This is a genomic window from Sphingomonas hominis (assembly GCF_013328205.1).
Taxonomy (GTDB): domain Bacteria; phylum Pseudomonadota; class Alphaproteobacteria; order Sphingomonadales; family Sphingomonadaceae; genus Sphingomonas; species Sphingomonas hominis.
The window spans coordinates 126072-148807 of the sequence record NZ_JABULH010000002.1; the positions used below are offsets into that span (position 1 = coordinate 126072).

At 68.5% G+C, this 22736-nt stretch carries 24 protein-coding genes; 14 read left to right on the top strand and 10 right to left on the bottom strand.

Going from position 1 to position 22736, the window contains the following annotated elements:
• Window positions 1–24: 24 nt before the first annotated feature.
• The 6 genes from HRV97_RS05655 to HRV97_RS05680 all read left to right on the top strand — a co-directional run bounded on the left by HRV97_RS05655 (window position 25) and on the right by HRV97_RS05680 (window position 4999).
• On the top strand, window positions 25–1170 hold the full coding sequence (locus tag HRV97_RS05655) for a PepSY domain-containing protein (protein ID WP_174192912.1): 1146 nt from the start codon (window positions 25–27) through the stop codon (window positions 1168–1170).
• A gap of 84 nt (window positions 1171–1254) precedes the next feature.
• Window positions 1255–2160: an acetylglutamate kinase gene (gene argB / locus HRV97_RS05660; protein ID WP_174192914.1), complete on the top strand. Its 906-nt coding sequence runs from the start codon at window positions 1255–1257 to the stop codon at window positions 2158–2160.
• A 157-nt stretch (window positions 2161–2317) separates the two neighbouring features.
• Window positions 2318–2977 (top strand): outer membrane protein, encoded by a 660-nt coding sequence (locus HRV97_RS05665; protein WP_174192916.1) that lies wholly within the window; start codon window positions 2318–2320, stop codon window positions 2975–2977.
• A gap of 111 nt (window positions 2978–3088) precedes the next feature.
• The gene (locus HRV97_RS05670; RefSeq protein WP_174192918.1) at window positions 3089–3400 is read left to right on the top strand and encodes a YggT family protein; all 312 of its coding nucleotides are present in this window, start codon (window positions 3089–3091) and stop codon (window positions 3398–3400) included.
• 77 nt (window positions 3401–3477) lie between these two features.
• Window positions 3478–4347, top strand: coding sequence for a bifunctional methylenetetrahydrofolate dehydrogenase/methenyltetrahydrofolate cyclohydrolase FolD (gene folD / locus HRV97_RS05675; RefSeq protein WP_174192920.1), 870 nt, complete (start codon window positions 3478–3480; stop codon window positions 4345–4347).
• 31 nt (window positions 4348–4378) lie between these two features.
• Window positions 4379–4999 (top strand): MarC family protein, encoded by a 621-nt coding sequence (locus HRV97_RS05680; protein WP_174192922.1) that lies wholly within the window; start codon window positions 4379–4381, stop codon window positions 4997–4999.
• On the opposite strand, the gene HRV97_RS05685 is transcribed toward HRV97_RS05680, so the two are convergent.
• Window positions 4996–5634, bottom strand: coding sequence for an extensin family protein (locus HRV97_RS05685; protein WP_174193765.1), 639 nt, complete (start codon window positions 5632–5634; stop codon window positions 4996–4998). The genes HRV97_RS05680 and HRV97_RS05685 overlap by 4 nt on opposite strands.
• Window positions 5634–6704, bottom strand: a complete 1071-nt coding sequence (locus HRV97_RS17625) for a sterol desaturase family protein (RefSeq protein WP_174192924.1) — start codon at window positions 6702–6704, stop codon at window positions 5634–5636. The genes HRV97_RS05685 and HRV97_RS17625 overlap by 1 nt, the downstream gene beginning before the upstream one ends.
• 242 nt (window positions 6705–6946) lie before the next feature.
• Here HRV97_RS17625 and HRV97_RS05695 point away from each other — a divergent pair, with 242 nt between their 5' ends.
• From HRV97_RS05695 to HRV97_RS05730, 8 genes are all read left to right on the top strand, one after another.
• Window positions 6947–8110 (top strand): phosphoserine transaminase, encoded by a 1164-nt coding sequence (locus tag HRV97_RS05695; protein ID WP_174192926.1) that lies wholly within the window; start codon window positions 6947–6949, stop codon window positions 8108–8110.
• Between the two features lie 146 nt (window positions 8111–8256).
• On the top strand, window positions 8257–9834 hold the full coding sequence (gene serA, locus HRV97_RS05700) for a phosphoglycerate dehydrogenase (protein WP_174192927.1): 1578 nt from the start codon (window positions 8257–8259) through the stop codon (window positions 9832–9834).
• A gap of 137 nt (window positions 9835–9971) precedes the next feature.
• Window positions 9972–10313, top strand: coding sequence for an endonuclease domain-containing protein (locus tag HRV97_RS05705; RefSeq protein ID WP_174192928.1), 342 nt, complete (start codon window positions 9972–9974; stop codon window positions 10311–10313).
• Window positions 10310–11407, top strand: a complete 1098-nt coding sequence (locus HRV97_RS05710; protein WP_174192929.1) for an ATP phosphoribosyltransferase regulatory subunit — start codon at window positions 10310–10312, stop codon at window positions 11405–11407. Before HRV97_RS05705 ends, HRV97_RS05710 begins: the two co-directional genes overlap by 4 nt.
• An 85-nt stretch (window positions 11408–11492) precedes the next feature.
• A complete protein-coding gene (locus tag HRV97_RS05715) occupies window positions 11493–12464 on the top strand; it encodes a glutathione S-transferase family protein (protein ID WP_174192930.1) in 972 nt (323 codons plus the stop codon).
• Window positions 12465–12574: 110 nt separating this feature from the next.
• Window positions 12575–13864, top strand: coding sequence for an adenylosuccinate synthase (locus HRV97_RS05720; protein ID WP_174192931.1), 1290 nt, complete (start codon window positions 12575–12577; stop codon window positions 13862–13864).
• A gap of 94 nt (window positions 13865–13958) precedes the next feature.
• Entirely contained in the window at window positions 13959–14150 is a 192-nt protein-coding gene (locus HRV97_RS05725; RefSeq protein ID WP_174192932.1) for a hypothetical protein, read from the top strand.
• Window positions 14151–14183: 33 nt separating this feature from the next.
• The gene (locus tag HRV97_RS05730; protein WP_174192934.1) at window positions 14184–14342 is read left to right on the top strand and encodes a hypothetical protein; all 159 of its coding nucleotides are present in this window, start codon (window positions 14184–14186) and stop codon (window positions 14340–14342) included.
• A 206-nt stretch (window positions 14343–14548) separates the two neighbouring features.
• Here HRV97_RS05730 and aroC read toward each other — a convergent pair whose 3' ends face one another.
• The 8 genes from aroC to HRV97_RS05770 all read right to left on the bottom strand — a co-directional run bounded on the left by aroC (window position 14549) and on the right by HRV97_RS05770 (window position 22687).
• Window positions 14549–15616: a chorismate synthase gene (aroC, locus tag HRV97_RS05735; RefSeq protein WP_174192936.1), complete on the bottom strand. Its 1068-nt coding sequence runs from the start codon at window positions 15614–15616 to the stop codon at window positions 14549–14551.
• Window positions 15613–16134: a GNAT family N-acetyltransferase gene (locus HRV97_RS05740; protein ID WP_174192938.1), complete on the bottom strand. Its 522-nt coding sequence runs from the start codon at window positions 16132–16134 to the stop codon at window positions 15613–15615. The genes aroC and HRV97_RS05740 overlap by 4 nt, the downstream gene beginning before the upstream one ends.
• The gene (locus HRV97_RS05745) at window positions 16131–16526 is read right to left on the bottom strand and encodes a hypothetical protein (RefSeq protein WP_174192940.1); all 396 of its coding nucleotides are present in this window, start codon (window positions 16524–16526) and stop codon (window positions 16131–16133) included. Before HRV97_RS05745 ends, HRV97_RS05740 begins: the two co-directional genes overlap by 4 nt.
• Window positions 16523–17326, bottom strand: coding sequence for an enoyl-ACP reductase FabI (fabI, locus tag HRV97_RS05750; protein ID WP_343044450.1), 804 nt, complete (start codon window positions 17324–17326; stop codon window positions 16523–16525). Before fabI ends, HRV97_RS05745 begins: the two co-directional genes overlap by 4 nt.
• Complete coding sequence (locus HRV97_RS05755; protein WP_425505744.1) at window positions 17323–18297, bottom strand: YihY/virulence factor BrkB family protein; 975 nt, start codon at window positions 18295–18297, stop codon at window positions 17323–17325. Before HRV97_RS05755 ends, fabI begins: the two co-directional genes overlap by 4 nt.
• Window positions 18298–18312: 15 nt before the next feature.
• The gene (locus HRV97_RS05760) at window positions 18313–19251 is read right to left on the bottom strand and encodes a DnaJ C-terminal domain-containing protein (protein ID WP_174192944.1); all 939 of its coding nucleotides are present in this window, start codon (window positions 19249–19251) and stop codon (window positions 18313–18315) included.
• Between the two features lie 66 nt (window positions 19252–19317).
• Window positions 19318–20205 (bottom strand): transglutaminase family protein, encoded by an 888-nt coding sequence (locus tag HRV97_RS05765; RefSeq protein WP_174192946.1) that lies wholly within the window; start codon window positions 20203–20205, stop codon window positions 19318–19320.
• A 10-nt stretch (window positions 20206–20215) separates the two neighbouring features.
• Window positions 20216–22687, bottom strand: a complete 2472-nt coding sequence (locus HRV97_RS05770; RefSeq protein ID WP_174192948.1) for a circularly permuted type 2 ATP-grasp protein — start codon at window positions 22685–22687, stop codon at window positions 20216–20218.
• Window positions 22688–22736: the final 49 nt, after the last annotated feature.

The following is a 22736-nucleotide window of genomic DNA, read 5'->3' on the forward strand; positions in this document are numbered from 1 at the left end:
ACAACAACAGCGGGGAAGCGGCAAGTGAACAAGCTCAAATGGCGGCGCACCTGGTTCCAGGTGCACAAATGGGTCGGGCTGCTGCTGGTCGCGCTGATCATCCCGATTTCGCTGACCGGCGCGGCGCTGGTTTGGCATGACGCGCTCGACCGGGTAGTAAACCCGGTACGCTACGCGGTGTCGGGGCAGACGCTGCTGCCGCTCGACCGCTACGTCGCCGCGGCGCGCGCGCGGATGGCACCGGGGGACCGCGTCGCCAATCTGGTGCTGCCCGAGGAAGGACACGGCCCGGTCACCGTGACGGTCGCGGGCGCGCCGAAACCCGGTGCCAGGCCGCAGCCCGGGCCGCCGCCGCGCACGATGATTTTCCTCGACCCGCCGAGCGCGCGCGTGCTGGACGTCGCCAGCAACCGTGGCGGGTTGGTGCGCACGCTGCACGTGCTGCACGGCAGCCTGATGGTGCCGGGCGTCGGGCGCAGCATCGTCGGTTGGATCGGTGTCGCGATGATGCTGTCGAGCTTTACCGGATTGTGGCTGTGGTGGCCGACCGTCGGGCGCTGGGCGCGGGGGTTGCGGTGGAAGCGGCATCGCAACACCGACACCAACCTGCATTACCTGACCGGTTTCTGGGTCGCGCTGCCGTTGTTCGTGCTGTCGCTGACGGGGGCGTGGATCAGCTTTCCGGCGTTCTTCGGCGCGCTGGTGGGTGAGGGCGGGCGCGGTCCCGGCGGTCCGGGTGGCGGTCGCGCCGCCATGATGCGCGCACGGCCGCTCGACCGCCCGGCGCTGCCGCTGGCGCAGGTTGTCGCGCGCGCCAAGCCGCTCGGCCTGGAGGCGCGGCTGCGCACGATCGTGTGGCCGACCGATCTCAAGTCCGACTGGACCGTGTCGTACGACACGCAGCCGATGCGCACGGTGACGGTGGCGGACGACAGCGGCGTCGCCGCGCCCGAGCGCGCGCGGGGTGGGTCGGGTGTCGCGCGCTGGATGCGGCGCATCCACGACGGCACCGACATGGGCTGGCTGTGGCAGGCGATCATCTTTGCCGGCGGCGTGATCCCCGCGCTGCTGGGTGTCACCGGCGTCATCATGTGGTGGCGCGCGCGCGGGTGGAAGGCGGACCTGGCGCGGCGGCAGGGCGCGCGGCGGAGCACGGTTGCGGCGGAGTAGGCGCGGCGGAGAAGGCAGGGCCTCGTCCGCGATGCGCGCGCAATCGCTTTCGCAATCGCTTCGCCGCCGCTATCGCGCGCAGCCATGACCGAACCCACCTTCACGCCGTCGCTCAAGGCCGAGACGCTGGTCGAGGCGCTGCCGTACCTGCAACGCTACGCCGGCAAGACGTTCGTGGTGAAATACGGCGGGCACGCAATGGGCGACGAACAGGCGCAGCGCGACTTCGCCGAGGACGTGGTGTTGCTGAAGGCGGTCGGCATCAACCCGGTGGTGGTCCACGGCGGCGGTCCGCAGATCGGATCGATGCTGAAGCGGTTGGGGGTCGAATCGCGCTTCGTCGACGGGCTGCGCGTCACCGACGCGGAAACCGCGCGGATCGCGGAAATGGTGCTGGCGGGATCGATCAACAAGGAGATCGTCAGCTGGATCGGGCGCGCGGGCGGGCGCGCGGTCGGCATCTCGGGCAAGGACGCGGGGCTGGTTCAAGCGGAAAAGGTCGGCAGCAGCCGCGACGCCGATCGCTTGCAGGGGATCGAGCGCCACGTCGATCTGGGCTTCGTCGGTGAGCCGGTGGCGGTCGATCGGCGCATCATCGACACGCTGTCGGCCGACGGGATCATTCCGGTGATCGCGCCGATCGGCATCGGGGCGGACGGTCACACCTACAATATCAACGCCGACACCATGGCGGGCGCGATCGCGGCGGCGCTGGGTGCGGCGCGCTTCTTCCTGCTGACCGATGTGGCGGGGGTGCTCGACAAGCAGGGCGACCTGCTGACCGATCTGAACCCCGCGCAGGTTCGCGCGCTGCGCGATGACGGCACGATCAGCGGCGGCATGATCCCGAAGCTGGAGACGTGCGTGGCCGCGGTGGAGGCGGGGGTCGACGCGGCGGTGGTGCTCGACGGGCGCATCCGCCACGCGATGCTGCTGGAGATATTCACCAAGCGCGGTGCGGGCACGCTGATCCGGCGGGGGGAGGGCTGAGCGGGCGTCTCCGGGTGGGAAGCCGCTTCTCGGACAGGGCATAAGGCCGCGGGATCCCGGATCGGGTTCGGAATGATGATGGAGGCGTGTTCACCCGATCCTAAGCACTTGATGCCAACCCCTGCGCAGGAAGCCGTCGTGGCGTGGGGGATGAGTGATGAAGCGTTTGTTGGTGATCGTGGCAGCGACCGCGGGTCTGTCGGCGACGCCGGCCGCCGCGCAATATGCGGTGCCGGAAGCGCCGACGAACAGCGGTCCGCGTATCGAGGTCAAGATCGGTTGGGACCGCCCGACGTTCGACAGTCTGCTGTCGGACGACGGCGTGACCTTTCGCGACAGCGGCAGCCAGGACGGTTTGGCCTACGGCGGCGAGCTCGGTTACGACCATCAGGTCAACGGCCTGGTATTTGGCCTTTACGCCGGCGTGGACGGATCCACGGTGAAGGAGTGCAGCGAGCTCTTCGGTGCCGATCGCTATTGCGAGAAGGTCGGCCGCAATTTTACGCTAGGCGCACGTGCGGGCGCGATGCTCGACGAGACCTTCATGCTCTACGGCAAAGTGGGATACTCGAACGGGCGCGTTCAGTACGACTACACCGATTATGAGAACATCCTGCTCGACAATGAAGGTGGCACCAATCGGGACGGTTACCACGTCGGTGGCGGTCTGCAGTTCAATCTGGGTCGGCGCATCTACAATCGCATCGACTACACCTATACCAACTACAAGAACTACGAAGTGCGCGAGCTGGGCAGCACGGAGCGTCTGGATACCGCGCGGCACCAGGTGACGTACGGGCTGGGTTACCGCTTCTGATCCGACCGGCGCGGCGGCCGCGGAACCACCCGGCCGCGCGCCGCGTAGGGCGTTTCGTTTCACGCCCGCATCGTCTAGAGCCGGCGTGACCCGTTCGGAGACGATTGCCCCGTGCTGACGCTGACCATCATCCAGATCCTGCAGGTTCTGCTCAACGTATTGTGGTGGGTGATCATCATCCAGTTCGTGCTGTCGATGCTGATCGTGTTCAACGTCATCAATACGTCGAGCCCGTTCATCCGCTCGCTCCACGACGGGCTCGACCGGCTGACCGAGCCGCTCTACCGCCCGATCCGCCGCATGTTGCCCAGCACTGGCGGCATCGACTTCGCGCCGATGATCGTACTGGTGGCGATGGCGATCCTTAACATCATCCTCAACAACGTGGGCGCGAGCTTGTTGTCGGGCGGTACCGCGATCTGAGGACTGGGGCGGGCTGTTGATCTCGTCGGGCGTCGCGGCCCTGGCGAAGGCGGCCGGCGCAGACTAAGGAAGCGCGCATGAGCGCACGGATCATCGACGGCAAGGAATTCGCGGGCAGGCTGCGCGCGCGCGTGGCGAAACAGGTCGATCGCGTGGTCGCGGCGTCGGGGCGCAAGCCCGGGCTCGCGGTGGTGTTGGTCGGTGAGGACCCCGCATCGTCGGTCTACGTCCGCAGCAAGGGCAAGGCGACGCTCGCCGCGGGGATGGAGAGCTTCGAGCACCGGCTGTCGGCGGACGTGGGCGAGGACGAGCTGATCGCGCTGGTCGACCGGTTGAACGCCGATCCAGCGGTCGACGGCATCTTGGTGCAGCTGCCGCTGCCGCGCCACATCGACGAGCGCCGCGTCATCACGCGGATCGACCCCGACAAGGACGTCGACGGTTTCCACCCGGTCAACGCCGGGCGGCTCGCGACCGGGCTGGAGGGGTTCGTGCCGTGCACGCCGCTCGGCTGCCTCATGCTGCTCAGGGATATACACCCGCACCTTGCCGGGTTGGAGGCGGTGGTGATCGGGCGGTCGAACATCGTCGGCAAGCCGATGGGGCAGTTGCTGCTCCAGGAAAGCTGCACCGTGACGATGACGCACAGCCGCACGCGTGACCTCGCCGCGCACGTGCGGCAGGCCGATATCGTCGTGGCGGCGGTCGGCATCCCCGGCTTCGTGAAGGCGGAGTGGATCAAGCCGGGCGCAAGCGTGATCGACGTCGGCATCAACCGCACCGATGCGGGCCTGGTCGGCGACGTCGACTCGGCGGCGGCCGAGGTCGCGGGCGCGATCACGCCGGTGCCGGGCGGGGTCGGGCCGATGACGATCGCGGTGCTGATGCGCAACACGTTGGTGTCCGCGGCGCGGCGCGAGGGCGTGACGCTGGACGACGATCTGTGAGCGGCCATCCCCGCGCGGGTGAGCGCGGCTGATGCTCGAGCTGTTCGTTTCCTCGTTCGTCACCTTCTTCGTGGTGATCGATCCGCCCGGCTGCGCGCCGATCTTCGCCGGGCTGACCGCGGGCGCGACTGCGGCGCACCGGCGCGCGATGGCGGTGCGCGCGGTGATCGTGTCGGCGATCATCCTGCTCGTCTTCGCGCTGGTCGGCGAGCCATTGCTCCACGGTCTCGGGATTGAGCTGGCGTCGTTCCGCATCGCGGGCGGGATCATGCTGTTCCTGATCGCGCTGGAGATGGTGTTCGAGAAGCGCACGCAGCGGCGCGAGGACCGCGCGGCGAAGGTTCAGGCGACATCGGAAGTGGAGGATGTGTCGATCTTCCCGATGGCGATGCCGATGATCGCCGGGCCGGGATCGATCGCGACCGTGATGCTGCTGATGGCGCGCAACAATGGGATCGAGCGCTCTCTGGTGGTGTTCGGCGCGCTGATGGCGAACTTGGCGCTGATGCTGGTCGCGCTGCTCGCGGCGGGGCCGTTGATGCGCGTCGTGGGGGCGAAGATCGAGGCGGTGGTGACGCGCATCCTCGGCGTGCTGCTCGCCGCGCTGGCGGTGCAGTTCGTGATCGACGGGGTGATGGAGCAGTTGCGCTAGCGGCAGAAGCTGGTGCGATCGTCCTCCAGGTGGAGGTGGTCGTGGTGCGCGGCGTTATAGTCGGGTGACAGCACGGTGCCGAAGCGGCGGCACGCCGAGGTGTGGATCGTCTGCAGGAATCGGCGCACGTCGGCGTCGGGCGAGTTCCAATCGCGCTGGATGCTGATGCGACGGCCGTCGTTCAACTCGAACGTGGCGACGTCGATCGCGTTGGCGACCGCGTGGCCCGAGCGGCGCGCGGGGCCACGCGTGCCGACGGTGTTGCGGCATGCGTAGCTGCCCATGCTGACGATGCGCGACAGTTCGGAGCCGAGAATCTGGTACGCGGCGGGCGCGACTCCGTTTCTAGCCCAAGCAGTGAAGGCACGCGCCTCGCCGCAGCGGATCGCGCCGAGGTTCGCGGTCGGCACGCCGATGTCGAGCAGCTTGACGGTGCCGGTCAGCGCGCAGCCCGGTCCCATATCACGGTCGGGTAGCGGCTGGAACGCGACACCCATCGCGCGCAGGTCGGCGAAGCAGCGCTGTGTCTCGCGTGCGCTGGGCGCATCGGTGATGCGCGGCGCGGTGGGGGGGCGCTCGATCCGGCCGCAGGCGGCGAGCGCGAGGAGCAACGCGACGGCGAGGGTGCGCGGGATCACGCGGCAGTCACCCGGTCAGGCGCGCGCTTGGTCGCGAGTGCCGGGCCCGGTTCGCGTGTCGGTACGAGCGCGCGGGCGCTAGCGACAAAGGGATCGAGCAGCGCGGCGCGCAGCCCGTGTGGATCGGGCGAGCCGTCATCGACGCCGAAGCGTCGCACCTCGCGCGCGGGTGCGGGCATCCAGAAGGTGCCGAACAGGTGATCGAACACCGCGAGCACGTCGCCCATGTTGCGGTTGTGGTGCCGCGCGTCGTCCGAATGATGGATCTGGTGGTGCGCGGGGGCGAGCAGCCAGCGGCCCCAGCGCGGACCGAAGGTGATCCACAAATGGCTGTGCTGAAGATGGGTCAGCAGCGTCACGGACACTATGACGATCAGGTTGGTGCCGCCGATCGCGAGCGGTGTCGCTGTGTGACCGAGCACGACCAGCAGCACCGCCTGTGTGGTCCCGAGGAACAACGCCAACAGGTTGACGAAGATGATCGTGTCGACGGGATGGACGCGGTAGTTGGTGAGCAGCGACAGGCTCTCGGCCTGATGGTGGACCTTGTGGAAGTGCCAGAGCCACGACACGCGGTGCTTCATCCAGTGGTCGAAGAAGTAGGTGAACTCGTAAACAACGAACAGCACCAGCGTGGCGACGATGATTGCGACCCAGCCGGGTAGCCACGGCTGGAGCGGCGTGCCGAGCCACGGCTGTACACTGGCGCGGACAACCTGGGCGCTGATCAGCGTCCAGCCGAGCGCGATACCGGTGATCGTGACGCCGGTCAGCGCGAACCAGGCGTCGGTGCGGCCCGACGCGGTCCCGAACAGCCGTCGCGGCAGCAGCACGCGTCGCAGCACCCGCCACGACACGCCGCGCCCGCGCCGCCGGTGCGCCACTGCGACTGCGAAGGCGGCGAGCGACAAAGCGAGCACGGGCACCGACATGGTGGAGCCGGGTGCGAGAAGCGTGGACGCGAGGCGCATCGCCGCCGCGCCCAAGAAGCTGGCGACGGCGTGCGCCAGCGCGCCGACGGCGTCGCCCGCGCGTGCGGTCCAATCGGCCAGCCATTGTGCGTCCACGTTCGCGCTGCTCCGTGTCGGGTTGAGGCTGCGGCCTAGCGCGCGCTTCCCTGCCGCCGCGTTAACGATCCGCGCGGCTGCGGCGGGATGGTGTCCAGGGTCGACCAATCGCGGACGCGCTGTGCAGATCGCGGATCGTTGATCCACGTCAATGGTTGACGCGCACCGCCATTTGCTTCAGCGCGGTCGACGGGCCACGCGGTCCCAACGCCGCGCGTGCTCTCTGTGAGGAGAGTTATACAGTGACTGATACGACTGCCGCTCCCGCCACGGGTGCGTCCCTCTCTGCTGCTGGCAAACCCGCCACCAAGCCGGCGCGTCCGCATTTCTCGTCCGGACCCTGCGCCAAGCCGCCGGGCTACGATCCCGCCAAACTCGCCACCGACGTGCTCGGGCGCTCGCACCGTTCCAAGCTCGGCAAGCAGCGGCTGCAATATTGCATCGACCTGATGCGCGAGCTGCTCCGCCTGCCCGACACGCATCGGATCGGCATCGTTCCCGGTTCTGACACTGGCGCGTACGAGATGGCGATGTGGACGATGCTGGGCGCGCGCCCGGTGACCGCACTCGCGTGGGAGAGTTTTGGCGAGGGCTGGGTGACCGACGCGGTCAAGCAGCTCAAGATCGATCCGACCGTAATCCGCGCCGATTACGGGCAATTGCCCGATCTCGCGCAGGTCGATTGGTCGAACGACGTATTGTTCACCTGGAACGGCACCACCAGCGGCGTGCGCGTGCCGAACGGCGACTGGATCGCCGACGACCGTGAAGGGCTGTCGTTCGCCGACGCCACCTCGGGCGTGTTCGCCTACGATCTGCCGTGGGACAAGATCGATGTGGCGACCTTCTCGTGGCAGAAGGTGCTGGGCGGCGAAGGCGCGCACGGCGTGCTGATCCTGGGGCCCCGCGCGGTCGAGCGGCTGGAAAGCTACACGCCGACGTGGCCGTTGCCCAAGGTGTTCCGCCTGGTGAGCAAGGGCAAGCTGTCTGAGGGCATCTTCAAGGGCGAGACGATCAACACGCCCTCGATGCTCGCTGTCGAGGACGCGATCTGGTCGCTCGAATGGGCGAAGTCGCTCGGCGAAGATGGGCTGATCGCGCGCTCCGATGCCAATGCCACCGCGCTCGACCGGATCGTGGCCGAGCGTGACTGGCTGGGGCACCTGGCCGAGGACGAGGCGTCGCGGTCGAAGACCAGCGTCTGCCTGACGGTCGCGGGCGCGGACGAGGCGCTGATCAAGAAAATGGCGTCGCTGCTCGAGGCGGAAGGCGCGGCGTACGACGTGGCGGGTTACCGCGATGCGCCGCCGGGACTGCGCATCTGGTGCGGTGCCACGGTGGATACCGCCGATATCGAGGCGCTCGGGCCGTGGCTCGACTGGGCTTACGCGCAGGCGCGCGCCTGATTTCTTCGTAAGCCCTCTCCCCTGTGGGGAGAGGGTTGGGTGAGGGGCTGTCCGAGGCGCTGTTCTCGGTGAGACACAAACCCCTCACCCCGACCCTCTCTCCGAAGGGGAGAGGGAGCCATTCACTCCCACACCGGAGCTTTCCCATGCCGAAGGTACTGATTTCCGACAAGATGGACCCGCGCGCGGCGCAGATCTTCCGTGAGCGCGGCGTCGAGGTGGACGAGATCACCGGCAAGACGCCCGATGAGCTGAAGGCGATCATCGGCGATTACGACGGGCTCGCGATCCGTTCCTCGACCAAGGTGACTGCCGACATCCTCGAGCACGCGACCAATCTGAAGGTCGTCGGTCGCGCCGGCATCGGCGTCGACAACGTCGACATTCCGGCGGCGTCCGCGAAGGGCGTGGTGGTGATGAACACGCCGTTCGGCAATTCGATCACCACCGCCGAGCACGCCATCGCGCTGATGTTCGCGCTGGCGCGGCAATTGCCCGAGGCGGACGCGTCGACGCAGGCGGGCAAGTGGGAGAAGAACCGCTTCATGGGGGTCGAGCTGACCTCCAAGACGCTGGGGCTGATCGGCGCAGGCAATATCGGCTCGATCGTTGCGGACCGCGCACGCGGGTTGAAGATGCGCGTGATTGCGTTCGATCCGTTCCTCACCCCCGAGCGCGCGGTCGAGATCGGCGTCGAGAAGGTGACGCTCGATGAGCTGCTTAGCAGAGCCGACTTCATCACGCTGCACACGCCGCTGACCGACCAGACGCGCAACATCCTGTCCGCCGAGAACATCGCCAAGACCAAGAAGGGCGTGCGGATCATCAACTGCGCGCGCGGCGGGCTGATCGACGAGGCGGCATTGAAGGATGCGCTCGATTCAGGCCAGGTCGCGGGCGCGGCGCTCGACGTGTTCGTCGAGGAGCCGGCAAAGGCGTCGCCGCTGTTCGGCACGCCCAATTTCGTCTCCACTCCGCACCTGGGCGCGTCGACGACCGAGGCGCAGGTCAACGTCGCGATCCAGGTGGCGGAGCAGATGGCCGACTACCTCGTCTCGGGCGGCGTCACCAACGCGCTCAACATGCCGAGCCTGTCGGCGGAGGAAGCACCCAAGTTGAAGCCGTATATGGCGCTGGCGGAGAAGCTCGGCAGCCTGGTCGGGCAGCTGTCGACCGGCGCGATCGACCGTATTTCGGTCCATACCGAGGGTGCGGCGGCCGAGCTCAACCAGAAGCCGATCACGAGCGCGGTGCTCGCCGGCTTCCTGCGCACGCAGACTGCGACCGTGAACATGGTCAATGCGCCGCTGCTCGCGCGCGACCGCGGCGTCGAGGTGCGCGAGATCAGGAGCGAGCGCGAGGGCGACTATCACACGCTGGTGCGCGTTTCGGTCCGCACCGCGGACGGCGAGCGCTCGGTCGTCGGAACGCTGTTCGGCGATGCTGCGCCGCGGCTGGTCGAGCTGTTCGGGATCAAGGTCGAGGCCGATCTGGCCGGGCCGATGCTCTACGTCGTCAACGAGGACGCACCGGGGTTCATCGGGCGGTTGGGTACCTTGCTGGGCGAGGCGGGGGTCAACATCGGGACCTTCCACTTGGGGCGGCGTCAGGCCGGCGGTGAGGCGGTGCTGCTGCTGTCGGTTGACGAGGCGGTCGAAGGGGACCTGCTCGGGCGCGTCAAGGCGCTGCCCGGGGTGAAAACCGCGATGGGGCTGACGTTCTGAGCTGATGTTTGTGAAGCCCTCTCCCCTGTGGGGAGAGGGTTGGGTGAGGGGTTGCGCCAGACGCTGCCCTCCGAAATGATCCTGTTGTGAAAACTGATCCCGTCCCTCGCGACCGCGCCCGTCGTCCGCGGCGCGAGATGACTGAGCCGGAACGGCGATTGTGGTCGGTTCTCCGTAACCGCCACCTGCACGGGGTCAAATTCTCTCGCCAAGTCGTCATTGGCAGCTACATCGCCGACTTCTGTGCGCGCGAACACGTCCTGATCGTGGAGGTTGACGGCGACACCCACGCAGGCGACGGAGCGCGTGACGAGCGACGGACGGCGTGGCTCGCTGCACAAGGCTATCGTGTGATCCGGTTCACCAACGCGGACGTGATGAGTAATCTGGAGGGCGTTCTTTACGCCATCGACGTGGCGCTTGGGGCGGCCCCTCACCCCAGCCCTCTCCCCGCAGGGGAGAGGGGGCAGATAGCATGACCGCGCTTCTTCCCGAGGGTTTGCGCGACCGGCTGCCGCCGCATGCCGATGCTGCCGCGGCGATCGAGGCGCGCGTGCTCGCCGCGGTCGGCCTGCACGGTTACGAGCGCGTCGATCCGCCGCTCGCCGAATATGCCGAGAGCCTCGCGACGCGGCTCAAGGACGGCGGATTGAACGACGCGGTGCGCTTCGTCGATCCGGTGTCGCAGCGCACGCTGGCGGTGCGGCCCGACCTGACTGCGCAGGTCGCGCGGATCGCAGCCACGCGGATGGCGCACCATCCGCGCCCGGTGCGCCTCAGCTACGCCGGCTCGATCCTGAAACTGCGCGGCGGGCAGTTGTCGCCCGCGCGCGAGCTGCGCCAGATCGGGGCCGAGCTGATCGGGCTCGACTCGGTCGCCGCCGCGCGCGAGGTCGTGACCGTTGCGGTCGAGGCGCTTGAAGCAGCGGGCGTGTCGGGCGTGTCGATCGACTTCACATTGCCCGACCTGGTTGACGCGCTCGCCGCCGGGGCGATGCCGGTTGCGGCCGAGCAGCTCGCATCCTTACGCGAGCGACTGGACGCAAAGGACGCGGGCAGCGTCGCGCAGATCGCACCCGCCTATCTGCCGCTGGTCGAGGCCGCTGGGCCGTTCGACCAGGCGCTGGCGCGGCTGCGCGCGTTCGACACCGCCGGCGTGCTGGCGTCGCGGCTCGACGGCCTGGCCGAGATCGCGCGTGCGGTCGACGGGCGCGTCGCGCTGACGCTCGACCCGACCGAGCGGCACGGTTTCGAATATCAGACCTGGCTCGGCTTCTCGCTGTTCGCGCGTGGCGCGGGTGCGGAGGTCGGACGCGGCGGCACTTATACGATCGTCCATGAGGGCGGCGCGGAAGAAGCCGCGACCGGCTTCTCGCTCTACGGTGACCGGCTGGCGAGCGAACCCGCGCCCGAGCGGCGGCGCCTGTTCCTGCCGCTCGGCACGCCGGCGACCGACGCGGCGCGGATGCGCGCGCACGGGTGGGTGACGGTCGCCGCGCTGGACGCGGGGGACACGTGCGCGGCGCAATTGTGCACGCATCGCTACGCGGACGGGGACGCGCAACCGGTATAGGCGTCCCTGCCGGACTCGTGCTCGTCGGCACGACCGTTCGGCTCGTGCGTTCCCGCAGCCATCGTCAGCAGACAGGGTGCGAGAGATGGGCAGGATGATCGACGGCGTGTGGCACGCCGGCAAGGTGACGGAGGACAGCGCGAAAGGCGCGTTCAAGCGGCAGGAATCAGGATTTCGCGACTGGGTGACCGCCGATGGTAGGCCGGGACCTGACGGGCAGGCCGCGCGACCGGCGGCGGCGGATCGTTACCATTTGTACGTCAGCCATGCCTGTCCATGGGCGCACCGGACGTTGATCGTCCGCGCGCTCAAGGGATTGGAGGCGATGATCCCGGTGTCCGTGGTGGACCCGGTGATGCTCGATGACGGCTGGACGTTCGAGACGACGCGTGGCGGCATGGGCGATCCGCTGCACGGCGCGGACTTCCTTTGGCAAACCTACGCCCGCGCGCGCGACGGTTATTCCGGCAAGGTCACCGTGCCGGTGCTGTGGGACCGCGAGACGGAGACGATCGTCAGCAACGAATCGGCGGAGATCATCCGCATGTTCAACACCGCCTTCGATCGGCTGGGCGCGGCGGACGGAGACTTCTACCCCGCCCAGTTGCGCACCGAGATCGATGCGATCAACGACGACGTGTACGACCGCGTCAACAATGGCGTGTACAAGGCCGGCTTCGCGACGACGCAGCAGGCTTACGAGGAGGCAGTGCGCGGCGTGTTCGCCGCGCTGGACATGCTGGAGGAGCGGCTGCGCGGGCGCGAGTGGCTGGTCGGCGACCGAATGACCGAGGCCGACATTCGCCTGTTCACGACCTTGGTCCGTTTCGACGCCGTGTACCACGGCCATTTCAAGTGCAACGTCCGACGGGTCCAGGATTACCCGGCGATCGAGGCATTGCTTGAGCGCATGCTGGCGATCCCCGCGGTGGCCGGCACCGTCCACCTGGATCACATCAAGACGCATTATTATGCCAGTCACCGCGACCTGAACCCGTGCGGGATCGTCCCGCTCGGCCCCGATCTGCCATGGGCGGGGCTTGTCGCCGGCGGTTGACCTGACCTCTCGGCGCGGCTACCGCGCGCCCGACAATTCGGAACCGTTCGCGCGCCGAGCCCTGTCGAAGGGTGCGCGGATTGTACGCGGCAGGCGGAGTTCTGTATCTCATGGCGAACGTAGCGGTGGTCGGCGCCCAATGGGGCGACGAGGGCAAGGGCAAGGTCGTCGACTGGCTGGCCGAGCGCGCCGACGTGGTCGTGCGCTTCCAGGGCGGGCACAATGCCGGTCACACGCTGGTGGTGGGCGAGAACGTCTACAAATTGTCGCTGCTGCCCTCGGGCATCGTGCGCGGCACGCCGTCGGTGATCGGCAATGGCGTGGTGCTCGATCCCTGGGCGCTGCGCGACGAGGTCGAGCGGCTGAGCGAGCAGGGGGTGCGCGCGACGCCCGATACGCTGCGTATCGCGGATACCTGCGCGCTGATCCTGCCGTTCCACCGCGATCTCGACGGTCTGCGCGAGGATGCGAGCGGCGCGGGCAAGATCGGCACCACGCGGCGCGGGATCGGGCCGGCGTATGAGGACAAGGTCGGCAGGCGGGCGCTGCGCGTCTGCGATCTGGCGCACCTCGATGATCTCGGGCCGCAGCTCGACCGATTGTGTGCGCACCACGACGCGCTGCGTGCCGGCTTCGGCGAAGCGCCGATCGACCGCGCGCGCCTGCTCGCCGACCTGCGCGAGATCGCCGATTTCGTGCTGTCGTTCGCCAAGCCGGTGTGGCGCGACCTGAACGAGGCGCGCAGTGCCGGTCGCCGCATCCTGTTCGAGGGTGCGCAGGGCGTACTGCTCGACGTCGATCACGGCACCTACCCCTACGTCACTTCGTCGAACACGATCGCGGGCACCGCGGCGGGTGGGTCAGGGCTGGGGCCAGCGGCGGTCGGCTTCGTGCTGGGGATCGCCAAGGCGTACACCACCCGCGTCGGATCGGGGCCGTTCCCGACCGAGCTCGACGATGAGACGGGCGAGCGGCTCGGCACGCGCGGGCGCGAGTTCGGTACGGTGACGGGGCGCAAGCGTCGCTGCGGCTGGTTCGACGCGGTGCTGGTGCGCCAGTCGGCGGCGGTCAGCGGGATCACCGGAATCGCACTGACCAAGCTCGACGTGCTCGACGGGTTCGAGACGATCAGCATCTGTACCGGCTATCGCCTGCGCGGGGCTGAACTCGATTATTACCCCGCCCACGCCAAGGATCAGGCCGAGGTAGAGCCGATCTACGAGGTTATGGAGGGCTGGGAAGGGTCGACCGCGGGAGCGCGGAGCTGGGCCGATCTGCCGGCGCAAGCGATCAAGTACATCCGCCGTGTCGAGGAGCTTATCCGTTGTCCGGTGGCGCTGGTATCGACCAGCCCGGAACGCGAAGACACGATCCTGGTGCGCGATCCGTTCGCCGACTGAGCACTGCGCAACGGCTGAATAGGCAAAGGCCCGGGTGTGAACCCGGGCCTTCGTCGTTTCGGCGCTGATCGAGGATCAGAAACGCGGCGGCGTGGTGCCGGTCGTCGACCCCATCGTCCCGTTCGGCGTCATCGTGCTCGAGTTCGGCGTCATGGTGCTCGGCGTGGTCGAACGGGTGCGTGAGCGCGTACGCGACTGCGACCGGGACGAACGCGTGGTGCTGGTCGACGGCGTGCTCATCGTCGAGTCGGTCGTGGTGGTCGTCGACGTGCTGGGCGTCGTCTGATCCATCGTCCCCATCGTGCCGGTGGTGGAGCCCATGGTGCCCGTGGTCGAACCCATCGTACCGGTCGTGCTGCCCATGGTGCCGGTGGTCGAACCCATCCCGGTGCCGGTCGAGCCGCCGGTGGTCTGTGCCGAGGCAATGGCGGGAAGCGCGAGTGCTGCGGCGGCAATCGAAATCATGATACGCATGTGAGTCTCTCCTGTGAATTACCGCCACTAACGGCGTGCTCACCAAGACGTTCCCAGCGGATGTACGATTGCGAGCGGCAGGAGTTAGCGCATCATCACCGCATTTGTACCAGTTATACTAGATAATCTACTTGGATGGTGCGCTGTCAGCCTTGCCGATATTAAGTCGATCATGCACCGCGCTCGTCGAGCATTACCCTGCCGAAACGATTATCCACATTGCGCGCGGTGCAGCAGTGCCTGATCGGCGAGGACGAGCGCGACCATCGCCTCGACCACCGGCACGCCGCGGATGCCGACGCAGGGATCGTGGCGACCGCGCGTCGCGATCTCGGCCGCGGCGCCGTCGCGCGTGATCGTCTCGACCGGGGTTAGGATCGAGCTGGTCGGCTTGAACGCGACGCGCAACCGGATCGGCTGCCCGGTCGCGATCCCGCCCGCGATACCGCCGGCATGGTTGGCGAGGAACGCGGGGCCATTCGCGCCCGGTCGCATTCGGTCGGCATTCTCCTCGCCCGACAATGCGGCAGCGGCGAAGCCGTCACCGATCTCGACACCCTTGACCGCGTTGATCGACATGGCGGCGGCGGCTAGTTCGCTGTCGAGTTTGGCATAGAGCGGCGCGCCCCAGCCGGCGGGGACGCCAGTCGCCTCGCACGCCACCACCGCGCCGAGCGACGAGCCTGCCTTGCGCGCGGCATCGACCTTTTCCTCCCAGCGTGCCGCGGCGGCGGCGTCGGGGCAGAAGAACGGGTTGGCGTCGATTTGCGCGTCGTCGAAATTGGCCGGATCGATCGTGTCGTCGCCTATCGCCTCGACCCAGGCGCGGATGCGAACCTGCGGCACGACCAGTCGCGCGACCGCGCCGGCGGCGACGCGCGACGCGGTCTCGCGCGCCGACGAGCGCCCGCCGCCGCGATAGTCGCGAAATCCATATTTGGCGTCATAGGCGTAATCGGCGTGGCCGGGGCGGTACGCCTGCGCGACCTCCGAATAATCCTTCGAACGTTGGTCGACGTTCTCGATCATCAGGCTGATCGGCGTACCAGTGGTGCGGCCGTCGAACACGCCCGACAGGATGCGTACCTGGTCGGGCTCACGCCGCTGCGTCGTGAAGCGCGAGGTGCCGGGTCGGCGGCGGTCGAGCCACGGCTGGATCGCGGCCTCATCGAGCGCGATGCCCGGCGGACAACCGTCGACCACCGCGCCGATCGCGGGTCCGTGGCTCTCGCCCCAGGTGGTGAAGCGGAACACGCGGCCGAAGGTATTGTAGCTCATGTGTCGGACAGTTTCGCGAAGGCGGGCGCGTGATGCGCGTGCTCGCGCACCCCGCACGGCATCAATCCGCCCTGGAGCGGCAGCGCCAGCAGGTAGTCGCCCGCGTAGGGAGAGTCGAAGTTGCGTGCGAAATCGGCGTCGAACCCGAAGCGGGCGTAGAAGGCGGGCTCACCCAGCGCGAAGCAGAGCACCACGCCTTCCTGCTCCAGCCGGTCGATGCCGGCCTGGACCAAGGCCTCGGCCACGCCCTGGTCGCGGTAGGCGGGTGCAACCGCGATGGGAGCGAGTGCCACGGCCGAGATCGGCTTGCCCGCGACGCTCACGTCCATGCGGCTGAATGCGATGGTGCCGACCAGCGCGTCCGTTTCCTCGTCGCGTGCGGCGAACATCAGCACCATGTCGCCGGTGATGCACAGGTCACGGACGAGATTGGCTTCTCCCGGGCGTGCGAAGCTGGTGCGCAGCAGCGCGTCGATCGCGGCGACGTCGTGGCCGGTCGCGGGCCGGATCGCAATCACGCGCGCTCGCTCGCGCGTGTCAGCCGCTTGATCTCACCGCGGGGGCGGAAGCGCAGCGCCGACCAGTCGTCGTCGAGCGCCACTTGCGTGACAGCGAGGAAGTCGGCCGCGGCTAGCGGCTCCCATCCCGTATCGCGCGAGATGTCGCTGGCGTGCGCGCCCGAACGTTTAGGGTAGGCGAACCAAAGCCGGTGGCCCGGTGTGAAACGGGTGAGCGTTGCCGGGATCGCGGCTGCGGCGCCAGCACGGTCGCGTACGAACACCAGCGTCGCGTCAGCATCCGGCGTGTCGCCCGCAGGGAGCACGCTCTCGAGTGCGGGCGGCGCGTCCACGCACACGAGCGTGTCGCCCGGCTTCACGCCGAGCTTGTCGAGAATGCCGCGTGCGCTCACGCCAGCGCGATGTCGGGCGCGTCCTCGGCCTTCATGCCGATGACGTTGTAGCCGGCATCGACGTGGTGGATCTCGCCGGTCACGCCCGACGCGAGATCGGACAGCAGGTACAGTCCTGCGCCGCCGACGTCGTCGATCGTCACGTTGCGACGTAAGGGCGAGTTCAACTCATTCCATTTCAGGATGTAGCGGAAATCGCCGATCCCGCTCGCTGCCAGTGTCTTGATCGGCCCTGCGGATATCGCGTTGACGCGGATGTTCTCCGGCCCCAGGTCCATCGCAAGATATTTGACACTAGTTTCCAGCGCGGCCTTCGCGACGCCCATCACGTTATAGTGCGGCACGACCTTTTCCGCGCCGTAATAGCTGAGCGTCAGCAGGCTGCCGCCCTCCGGCATCATCGCGCGCGCGCGCTTCGCCACCGCGACGAAGCTGTAGGCCGACACGTTCATCGTCAGCAGAAAATTGTCGAGGCTGGTATCGACATACTTGCCGCGCAGCTCGTTCTTGTCGGAGAAACTGATCGCGTGGACGACGAAGTCGATCGTCGGCCAGTCGGCGGCGAGCGTGTCGAACGCCGCGTCGAGCCGCGCCATGTCGGACACGTCGCAGTCGATCAGCTTGGTCGAGCCGAGCTGCTCGGCGAGCGGGCGCACGCGCTTTTCCAGCGACTCACCCTGATAGGAGAAAGCGAGTTCGGCACCCGCTTCGCTCAACTGCTTGGCGATACCCCATGCGAGCGACCGATCGTTGGCGAGCCCCATGATCAGCCCGCGCTTGCCCGCCATCAATCCATTCACGCCGTCGCCGTCCCTGCTACATTCTGTGTCTTCACCCCCTCTACTACCGCTTCGGGTGGCTCCGCCAGTGCCGCGTTCAGATGCGCGCCGAACACGAGGCCGAGCCCGATGAGGTAGAAGAACAACAGCATGACGACGACGCCCGCCAGGCTGCCGTAGGTCAGGTCGTAGCCGCCGAGGTTCGACAAGGCCCAAGGGAGGCCCGCGGTCATGCTGACCCACCAGATCGCGGTGAACAGCGCGCCCGGCCATTTGCGATCGCTGGTGTGGCGATATTTGCCCGGTGTGACCGAGTAGAACAGCATGTAGAGCGCGCCGAACATGATCGCGGCGGGAACGAACCGCGCGAGGCCGAGCCAGCCCGCCACGTTCTGCGCGAACGGTAGCAGTCGGTAGATGAACTGCTCCGCTGCGGTCAGCAGGCCTTGTACGAAGAACGACACGAGTGCCACGAACACCGAGGCGACGATCGCGAGGCTCAAGCCCAGCCGCGCGCGCCACAGCGATTGCGTCGCGCGCGTGCCATAGGCGCGGCGGAAGATGTCGCGGATCGTTTCCACGAAGCTGCCGACGGTCCACAAGCCGACCAGCGCGCCCAGCCACAGGAGCGAACCAGTGCGCGCCTGAAGAACGTCGGCGATCGGCTTGCGCAGCAACTCCGCCGATTCGCCCGGCAGCACCGACAGGAAGCTCGCCACCGCGCGCTGCGTTTCCGCGCTCTGCCCGACGAGCGAGAGCACGGCGGCTGCGACGATAAAGAACGGGAACAGCGTCATCAGCGCGAGATAGGCAAGGTTGCCCGCGTGGATGAACCCGTCGTTATAGACGCCGATCGAGGCGCGCTTCAGCACCTCGAAGAAGACGCTGCCGGGCTTTACCCGCGCATATTCCTTCGACACGACGGCGCGGGCGCGACCGTGCGCGTGGTGCCGCGCGCGATCCTCGGGCGTCAGCGCCGGTGGGGCTTCGATCTCGCTCACGCTCGCTCAGACGCCCATCGCGTCGCGCGGGTTCCGCTCGTCACCCGGCCAATCGGCGACGAACGCCTTCAACGCGGCATCGTCCGCCGGCACGTCGACCATCAGCGTGACCAACTGATCGCCGCGTCCGCCGCCCTTCTTGTGGAAGCCCTTGCCCTTCAGGCGCAGCACCTTGCCGCTCGACGCGCCGGGCGCGATCGTCAGCATGACCGGCTTCTCAACCGTCGGCGCCTTGACCGAACCGCCCAGCACCGCTTCCTTGAGCGAGATCGGCAGGTCGACCCGCACGTCATCGCCGTCGCGGGTGAAGAAACGATGCGGCACCACTTCGATCGTGACGAGCGCGTCGCCGGCGCCGCCCGGACCCGGCTCGCCCTTGCCCGACAGCCGCATCTGCGTGCCGTCCTCGACCCCCGCAGGCAGTTTCAGGTCGATCGTCTTGCCATCACCCAGCGTGATCCGCTGCGGTGCGAGTGCGGCCGCGTCGATGAAGGGCACGCGCAGGCGATAGGTGACGTTGGCACCCTTCGCGCGCGGCTGCTGGCGTCGGCCGAAGCCGCTGGCGAACCCGCCGCCGCCCGCCTGGCGTCCGCCGAACAGTCCTTCGAAGATGTCGGACATGTCCGCGCCTTCGCCGCCGAAGTCGAACTGCTGCCCCTGGAAGCCACCTCGCCCACCGGGGCGCGGACCACCGCCGCCGCCGAAGCCGAATGGGGCGGCCGGGTTGCCGTCGCCGTCGATCTCGCCGCGGTCGAAACGCGCGCGCTTGTCCTTGTCGGTCAGCAGGTCGTAGGCACCGGTCACCTGGCTGAACCGCTCGGACGCCTTGGGATTGTCCTTGTTGCGGTCGGGATGCAGCTCTTTCGCGAGCTTGCGATATGCTTTCTTGATGTCGGCCTCGGACGCGCCCCGCGCGACGCCCAAGGTCTGGTACGGATCGGCCATTGATTCCCCGTTGAGTGTGTTACCCGACTATGTGGGGCAGGTTGTGGGTGAGTGCAATCGGCGCGCTCATGCGGGCACCTCCTGCGGCGCGACGTCGACGCTGACCTCCATCGATTGCGCGCCCGAGCCGAGCACCACGCCGTCGACTGGCGCAATCTCGGCATAGTCGCGCCCGATTGCGACGATCACGTGGTCGCCCGCCATCCAGATGCCGTTGGTGGGATCGACGCCGACCCAGCCGTGATAGGGGCCGCACCACAGCAGGACCCAGGCGTGCGTCGCGTCGGCGCCGACCAGCCGTTCCTGACCGGGCGGCGGGATGGTGCGGATATAGCCCGAGGCGTAGGCGGCGGGCAGCCCGGCGGCGCGCAGGCCGGTGATCATGATCTGCGCGAAATCCTGGCACACGCCGCGGCGTTTGGCGAATGCCTCGTGCGGGGGCGTGTCGACCATCGTCGCGGTGCCGTCGAACACGAAATCGCGCTGGATTCGCTGCGCCAGCGCGATCGCTGCCTCCAGGCAGTTGCGGGACGGATCGAGGTCGGGCGCGCAATAATCGGCGATGTCGCGGTCGAGCGGGATGAGCGGCGAGGGGAAGAGGTAATTGGCGGGACTCGCCGCCGACAGGTCGTTCGACGCGCGCGCCCAGGCGGCAATCTCGGCGAGTGTTGGATCGGCCTCGCTCGGCACCGGGATCAGCCGGTCGACGCGGATGCGCGCCATCGACTCGATCGTCAGCCGGCGCACCGGCTGGTCGACCACCAGCCGCGTGACGTTGGCGAGCCCGGCTTCGGCAACCGCGGGCGCGGTACGGCCAAGCGGGCTGACGCGTAGTTCGTAATCCTCGACGCTCTGCCCCGGCCAGTCGATTGGTTTGAGGCGGAGGTTGCAGCGCGCGAACTTGACCGCGTTGCCGTAGTCGAAGCGCGTGACGTGGACGATGTCGTAGATCATGCCGCCTCACTCACGCGAGCGTCAGCCCGCTGGCGCGCAGTGGCTCTGCGCCTTGCAGGAAATAGCGGCGCGCGACCGCGTCGGAGATGCGCCACAGCCGCCGCTCGACCTCGTTCAGCGTGTCGGTGTCGAGCGTCGCGGCGCGCGCGGTGGAGACCAGCGCCTTCAGCTCGATGGCCTCGACCTGCTGCGGCTCGGCCATGCCGTCGTCGCCGAGCACCGGCAGCGCCGCCAGATGCTCGCCGATCGCCTCGACCTGGAAGGCGAGGCTTCGCGGGTTGCCGGGGTCGAGCAGGGTCAGGTCGATCGCGGGCACGCGCGCGATGCCGGTCAAATAGCGTTGGCGATAGCTGATCTGGCTGTTGCCAAGGTCGAGCAGCGTCGACACGTCGTCCTGCCCGGCGCCCGCCATGCCGAACGCGCGGCTTGCGCGCACGATCGCGCCCGCGCGCTCGACGCGGCGGCCGAGGTCGTGGAAGCGCCACGAGGCGGTGCGCCCCATATGCTCGGCTGACAGCCCCGCGATCGCGGCGTAACGACGCTGGAGCGAGCCCGCGCGGTCGAGCATGCCGCGGTGCGACGGGAACGGCGCGTCGAGCAACCGCACCATGTCGGCGGATAGCCGGTCGCGGCACCCGCCGGCGATGCGGTTGGTGTGGCCGTTGATTGCGTACACCGACTGCCACTCGCGCGCCTCCATCGCGGTGCGCGCGAATTGCGTCAGGTCGGCGCGGCGCAGCGAGGGCGGGGCAGGGGCGGCCCCGCTGGCGACGATCTCGCTGACCAATCGCGCCACCGTCCCGGCGCTCAATGCCGCGCCCGCGTCGGCGTCGATCGAATTGCCCAGCATCACGCGGATCGCGGTCAGCAATGCCTCGCCGCGTTCCAGATAGCGGCCGAGCCAGAAGAAATTGTCGGCGACGCGGCTGGGCAAGGTGCCGGGGTTACGGCGGATCTGGTGCGTGTCGGCGGCGGGCAGCAGCGACACGGGCGCGACCGGTTCGGGGCCGTGGACGCAGACGTCGGCCGACCACATGCCCTCGCCCATCACCGCGGCGCGGTCGTCGGCATGTTCGCCGATGCGCGCGAAGCCGCCTGGCATCACCTGCCAGCGACCCGCGCCGTCGCGCGCGGCGAACACGCGCAGGGTGAAGGGCCGCGCGACGAGCTGGTCGCCGACGACGACCGGCATGGTGGACAGGCGCACCACCTCTTGCCCGACATAATCCTGCGGGCGGCGGTCAAGGTCGGCGAGGAAGCGCGCGCGTTGCGCCGGATCGAGGTCCGCGCCCGCGATCGTGCGCTCGCCAGGCAGGCCGAGCGTCGCCGCGCCGAAGGCGGACGCCAGCAGCATCGAGTTCAGCTCGCCCTCGACGTGCGTGCGTTCGGCGGGCTGCCCGCACCACCAGGTCGCGATCTGCGGCAGGCGAAGCTCGTCGCCGGTCAGCCGCGTGCAGAGTTGCGGCAGGAACGCGCCGAGCGCCGCGCTTTCCAGCACGCCCGCGCCCGGCGCATTGGCGAGCACGACGTTGTTCGCGGCATAAGCGTCGATCAGCCCCGGCACACCGATGCGCGAATGGCTGTCGAACGCGAGCGGATCGAGCAGCCGCGGGTCGACCCGGCGCCACAAGGCGTCGATGCGTTTCAGCCCGCCGATGGTGCGGACATAGACCTTGTCCTCCAGCGCGGCGAGGTCGTCGCCTTCGACCAGCAAGAGCCCGAGATAGCGCGCGAGATGCGCCTGTTCGGGGTAGCTGACGTTGTAGCGTCCGGGCGTCAGCAGCCCGATGCGGGGATCGCTGCGCTCGCACGCGGCGGCGAGCCCTTCGCGAAAGGCGGCGAAGAAGGGGGCATGGCGGCGCACGTTCAACCGGGCCTGCAATCCGCCGAGCGTACGGCTGACCGCTAGCCGGTTCTCCAGCGCGTAACCCGCGCCGGTCGGCATGCGCAGGTGATCGCCCAGCACGCGCCACTCGCCCGACGGGCCGCGACCCAGCTCGACGGCGACGAAGTGCAGGTGGTGCCCGCCAGGTGGTGTCAGCCCGACCAGCGGGCGCATGAAGTGTGGGCTGCCGGTGACCACGGCGGCGGGCAGGTGACCGCGCGCAACGAGCGTGCCTGGCCCGTACAGGTCGCCCAGGATCAACTCCAGCAGCTCGGCGCGCTGTGTTACCCCGCGCTCGATGTGCCGCCACTCGTCGGTATCGATCAGCATCGGAACCGGCGACAGCGGCCACGCGCGCTCGTTCGCCTCGCCGATGACGCGGAAGCCGGTGCCGATGTCGATCGAGTGGCGCTGCACCCGCTCGCGCGCGTGGCCGAGATCGTCGCCGGCGATCCCGGCGAGTTCCTCCAGCATCGCGGTCCACGACAGGTCGCCCGACGCGCACAGCACGTCCGCGCCGCGCACGGTGGCGCAGTAATCCTCCACCCAGCGGCGCGCGTGGGTGCCGGCGTCGAACAAGGCGGGTTGTGTCGCCAACGCTTTCCCCAACGCAGGCCCGGATGCCCGCGCGCCCGGGTCTAGGTCA

Coding starts and splice junctions, on each gene's coding strand:
- HRV97_RS05720 (WP_174192931.1), top strand. CDS start 12,575: ATGGCGAACGTAGCGGTGGTCGGCGCCCAATGGGGCGACGAGGGCAAG.
- serA (WP_174192927.1), top strand. CDS start 8,257: ATGCCGAAGGTACTGATTTCCGACAAGATGGACCCGCGCGCGGCGCAG.
- HRV97_RS05680 (WP_174192922.1), top strand. CDS start 4,379: ATGCTCGAGCTGTTCGTTTCCTCGTTCGTCACCTTCTTCGTGGTGATC.
- HRV97_RS05665 (WP_174192916.1), top strand. CDS start 2,318: ATGAAGCGTTTGTTGGTGATCGTGGCAGCGACCGCGGGTCTGTCGGCG.
- HRV97_RS05765 (WP_174192946.1), bottom strand. CDS start 20,205: ATGATCTACGACATCGTCCACGTCACGCGCTTCGACTACGGCAACGCG.
- folD (WP_174192920.1), top strand. CDS start 3,478: ATGAGCGCACGGATCATCGACGGCAAGGAATTCGCGGGCAGGCTGCGC.
- HRV97_RS05705 (WP_174192928.1), top strand. CDS start 9,972: ATGACTGAGCCGGAACGGCGATTGTGGTCGGTTCTCCGTAACCGCCAC.
- HRV97_RS05710 (WP_174192929.1), top strand. CDS start 10,310: ATGACCGCGCTTCTTCCCGAGGGTTTGCGCGACCGGCTGCCGCCGCAT.
- argB (WP_174192914.1), top strand. CDS start 1,255: ATGACCGAACCCACCTTCACGCCGTCGCTCAAGGCCGAGACGCTGGTC.
- HRV97_RS05760 (WP_174192944.1), bottom strand. CDS start 19,251: ATGGCCGATCCGTACCAGACCTTGGGCGTCGCGCGGGGCGCGTCCGAG.
- HRV97_RS05715 (WP_174192930.1), top strand. CDS start 11,493: ATGGGCAGGATGATCGACGGCGTGTGGCACGCCGGCAAGGTGACGGAG.
- aroC (WP_174192936.1), bottom strand. CDS start 15,616: ATGAGCTACAATACCTTCGGCCGCGTGTTCCGCTTCACCACCTGGGGC.
- HRV97_RS05730 (WP_174192934.1), top strand. CDS start 14,184: ATGGTGCCCGTGGTCGAACCCATCGTACCGGTCGTGCTGCCCATGGTG.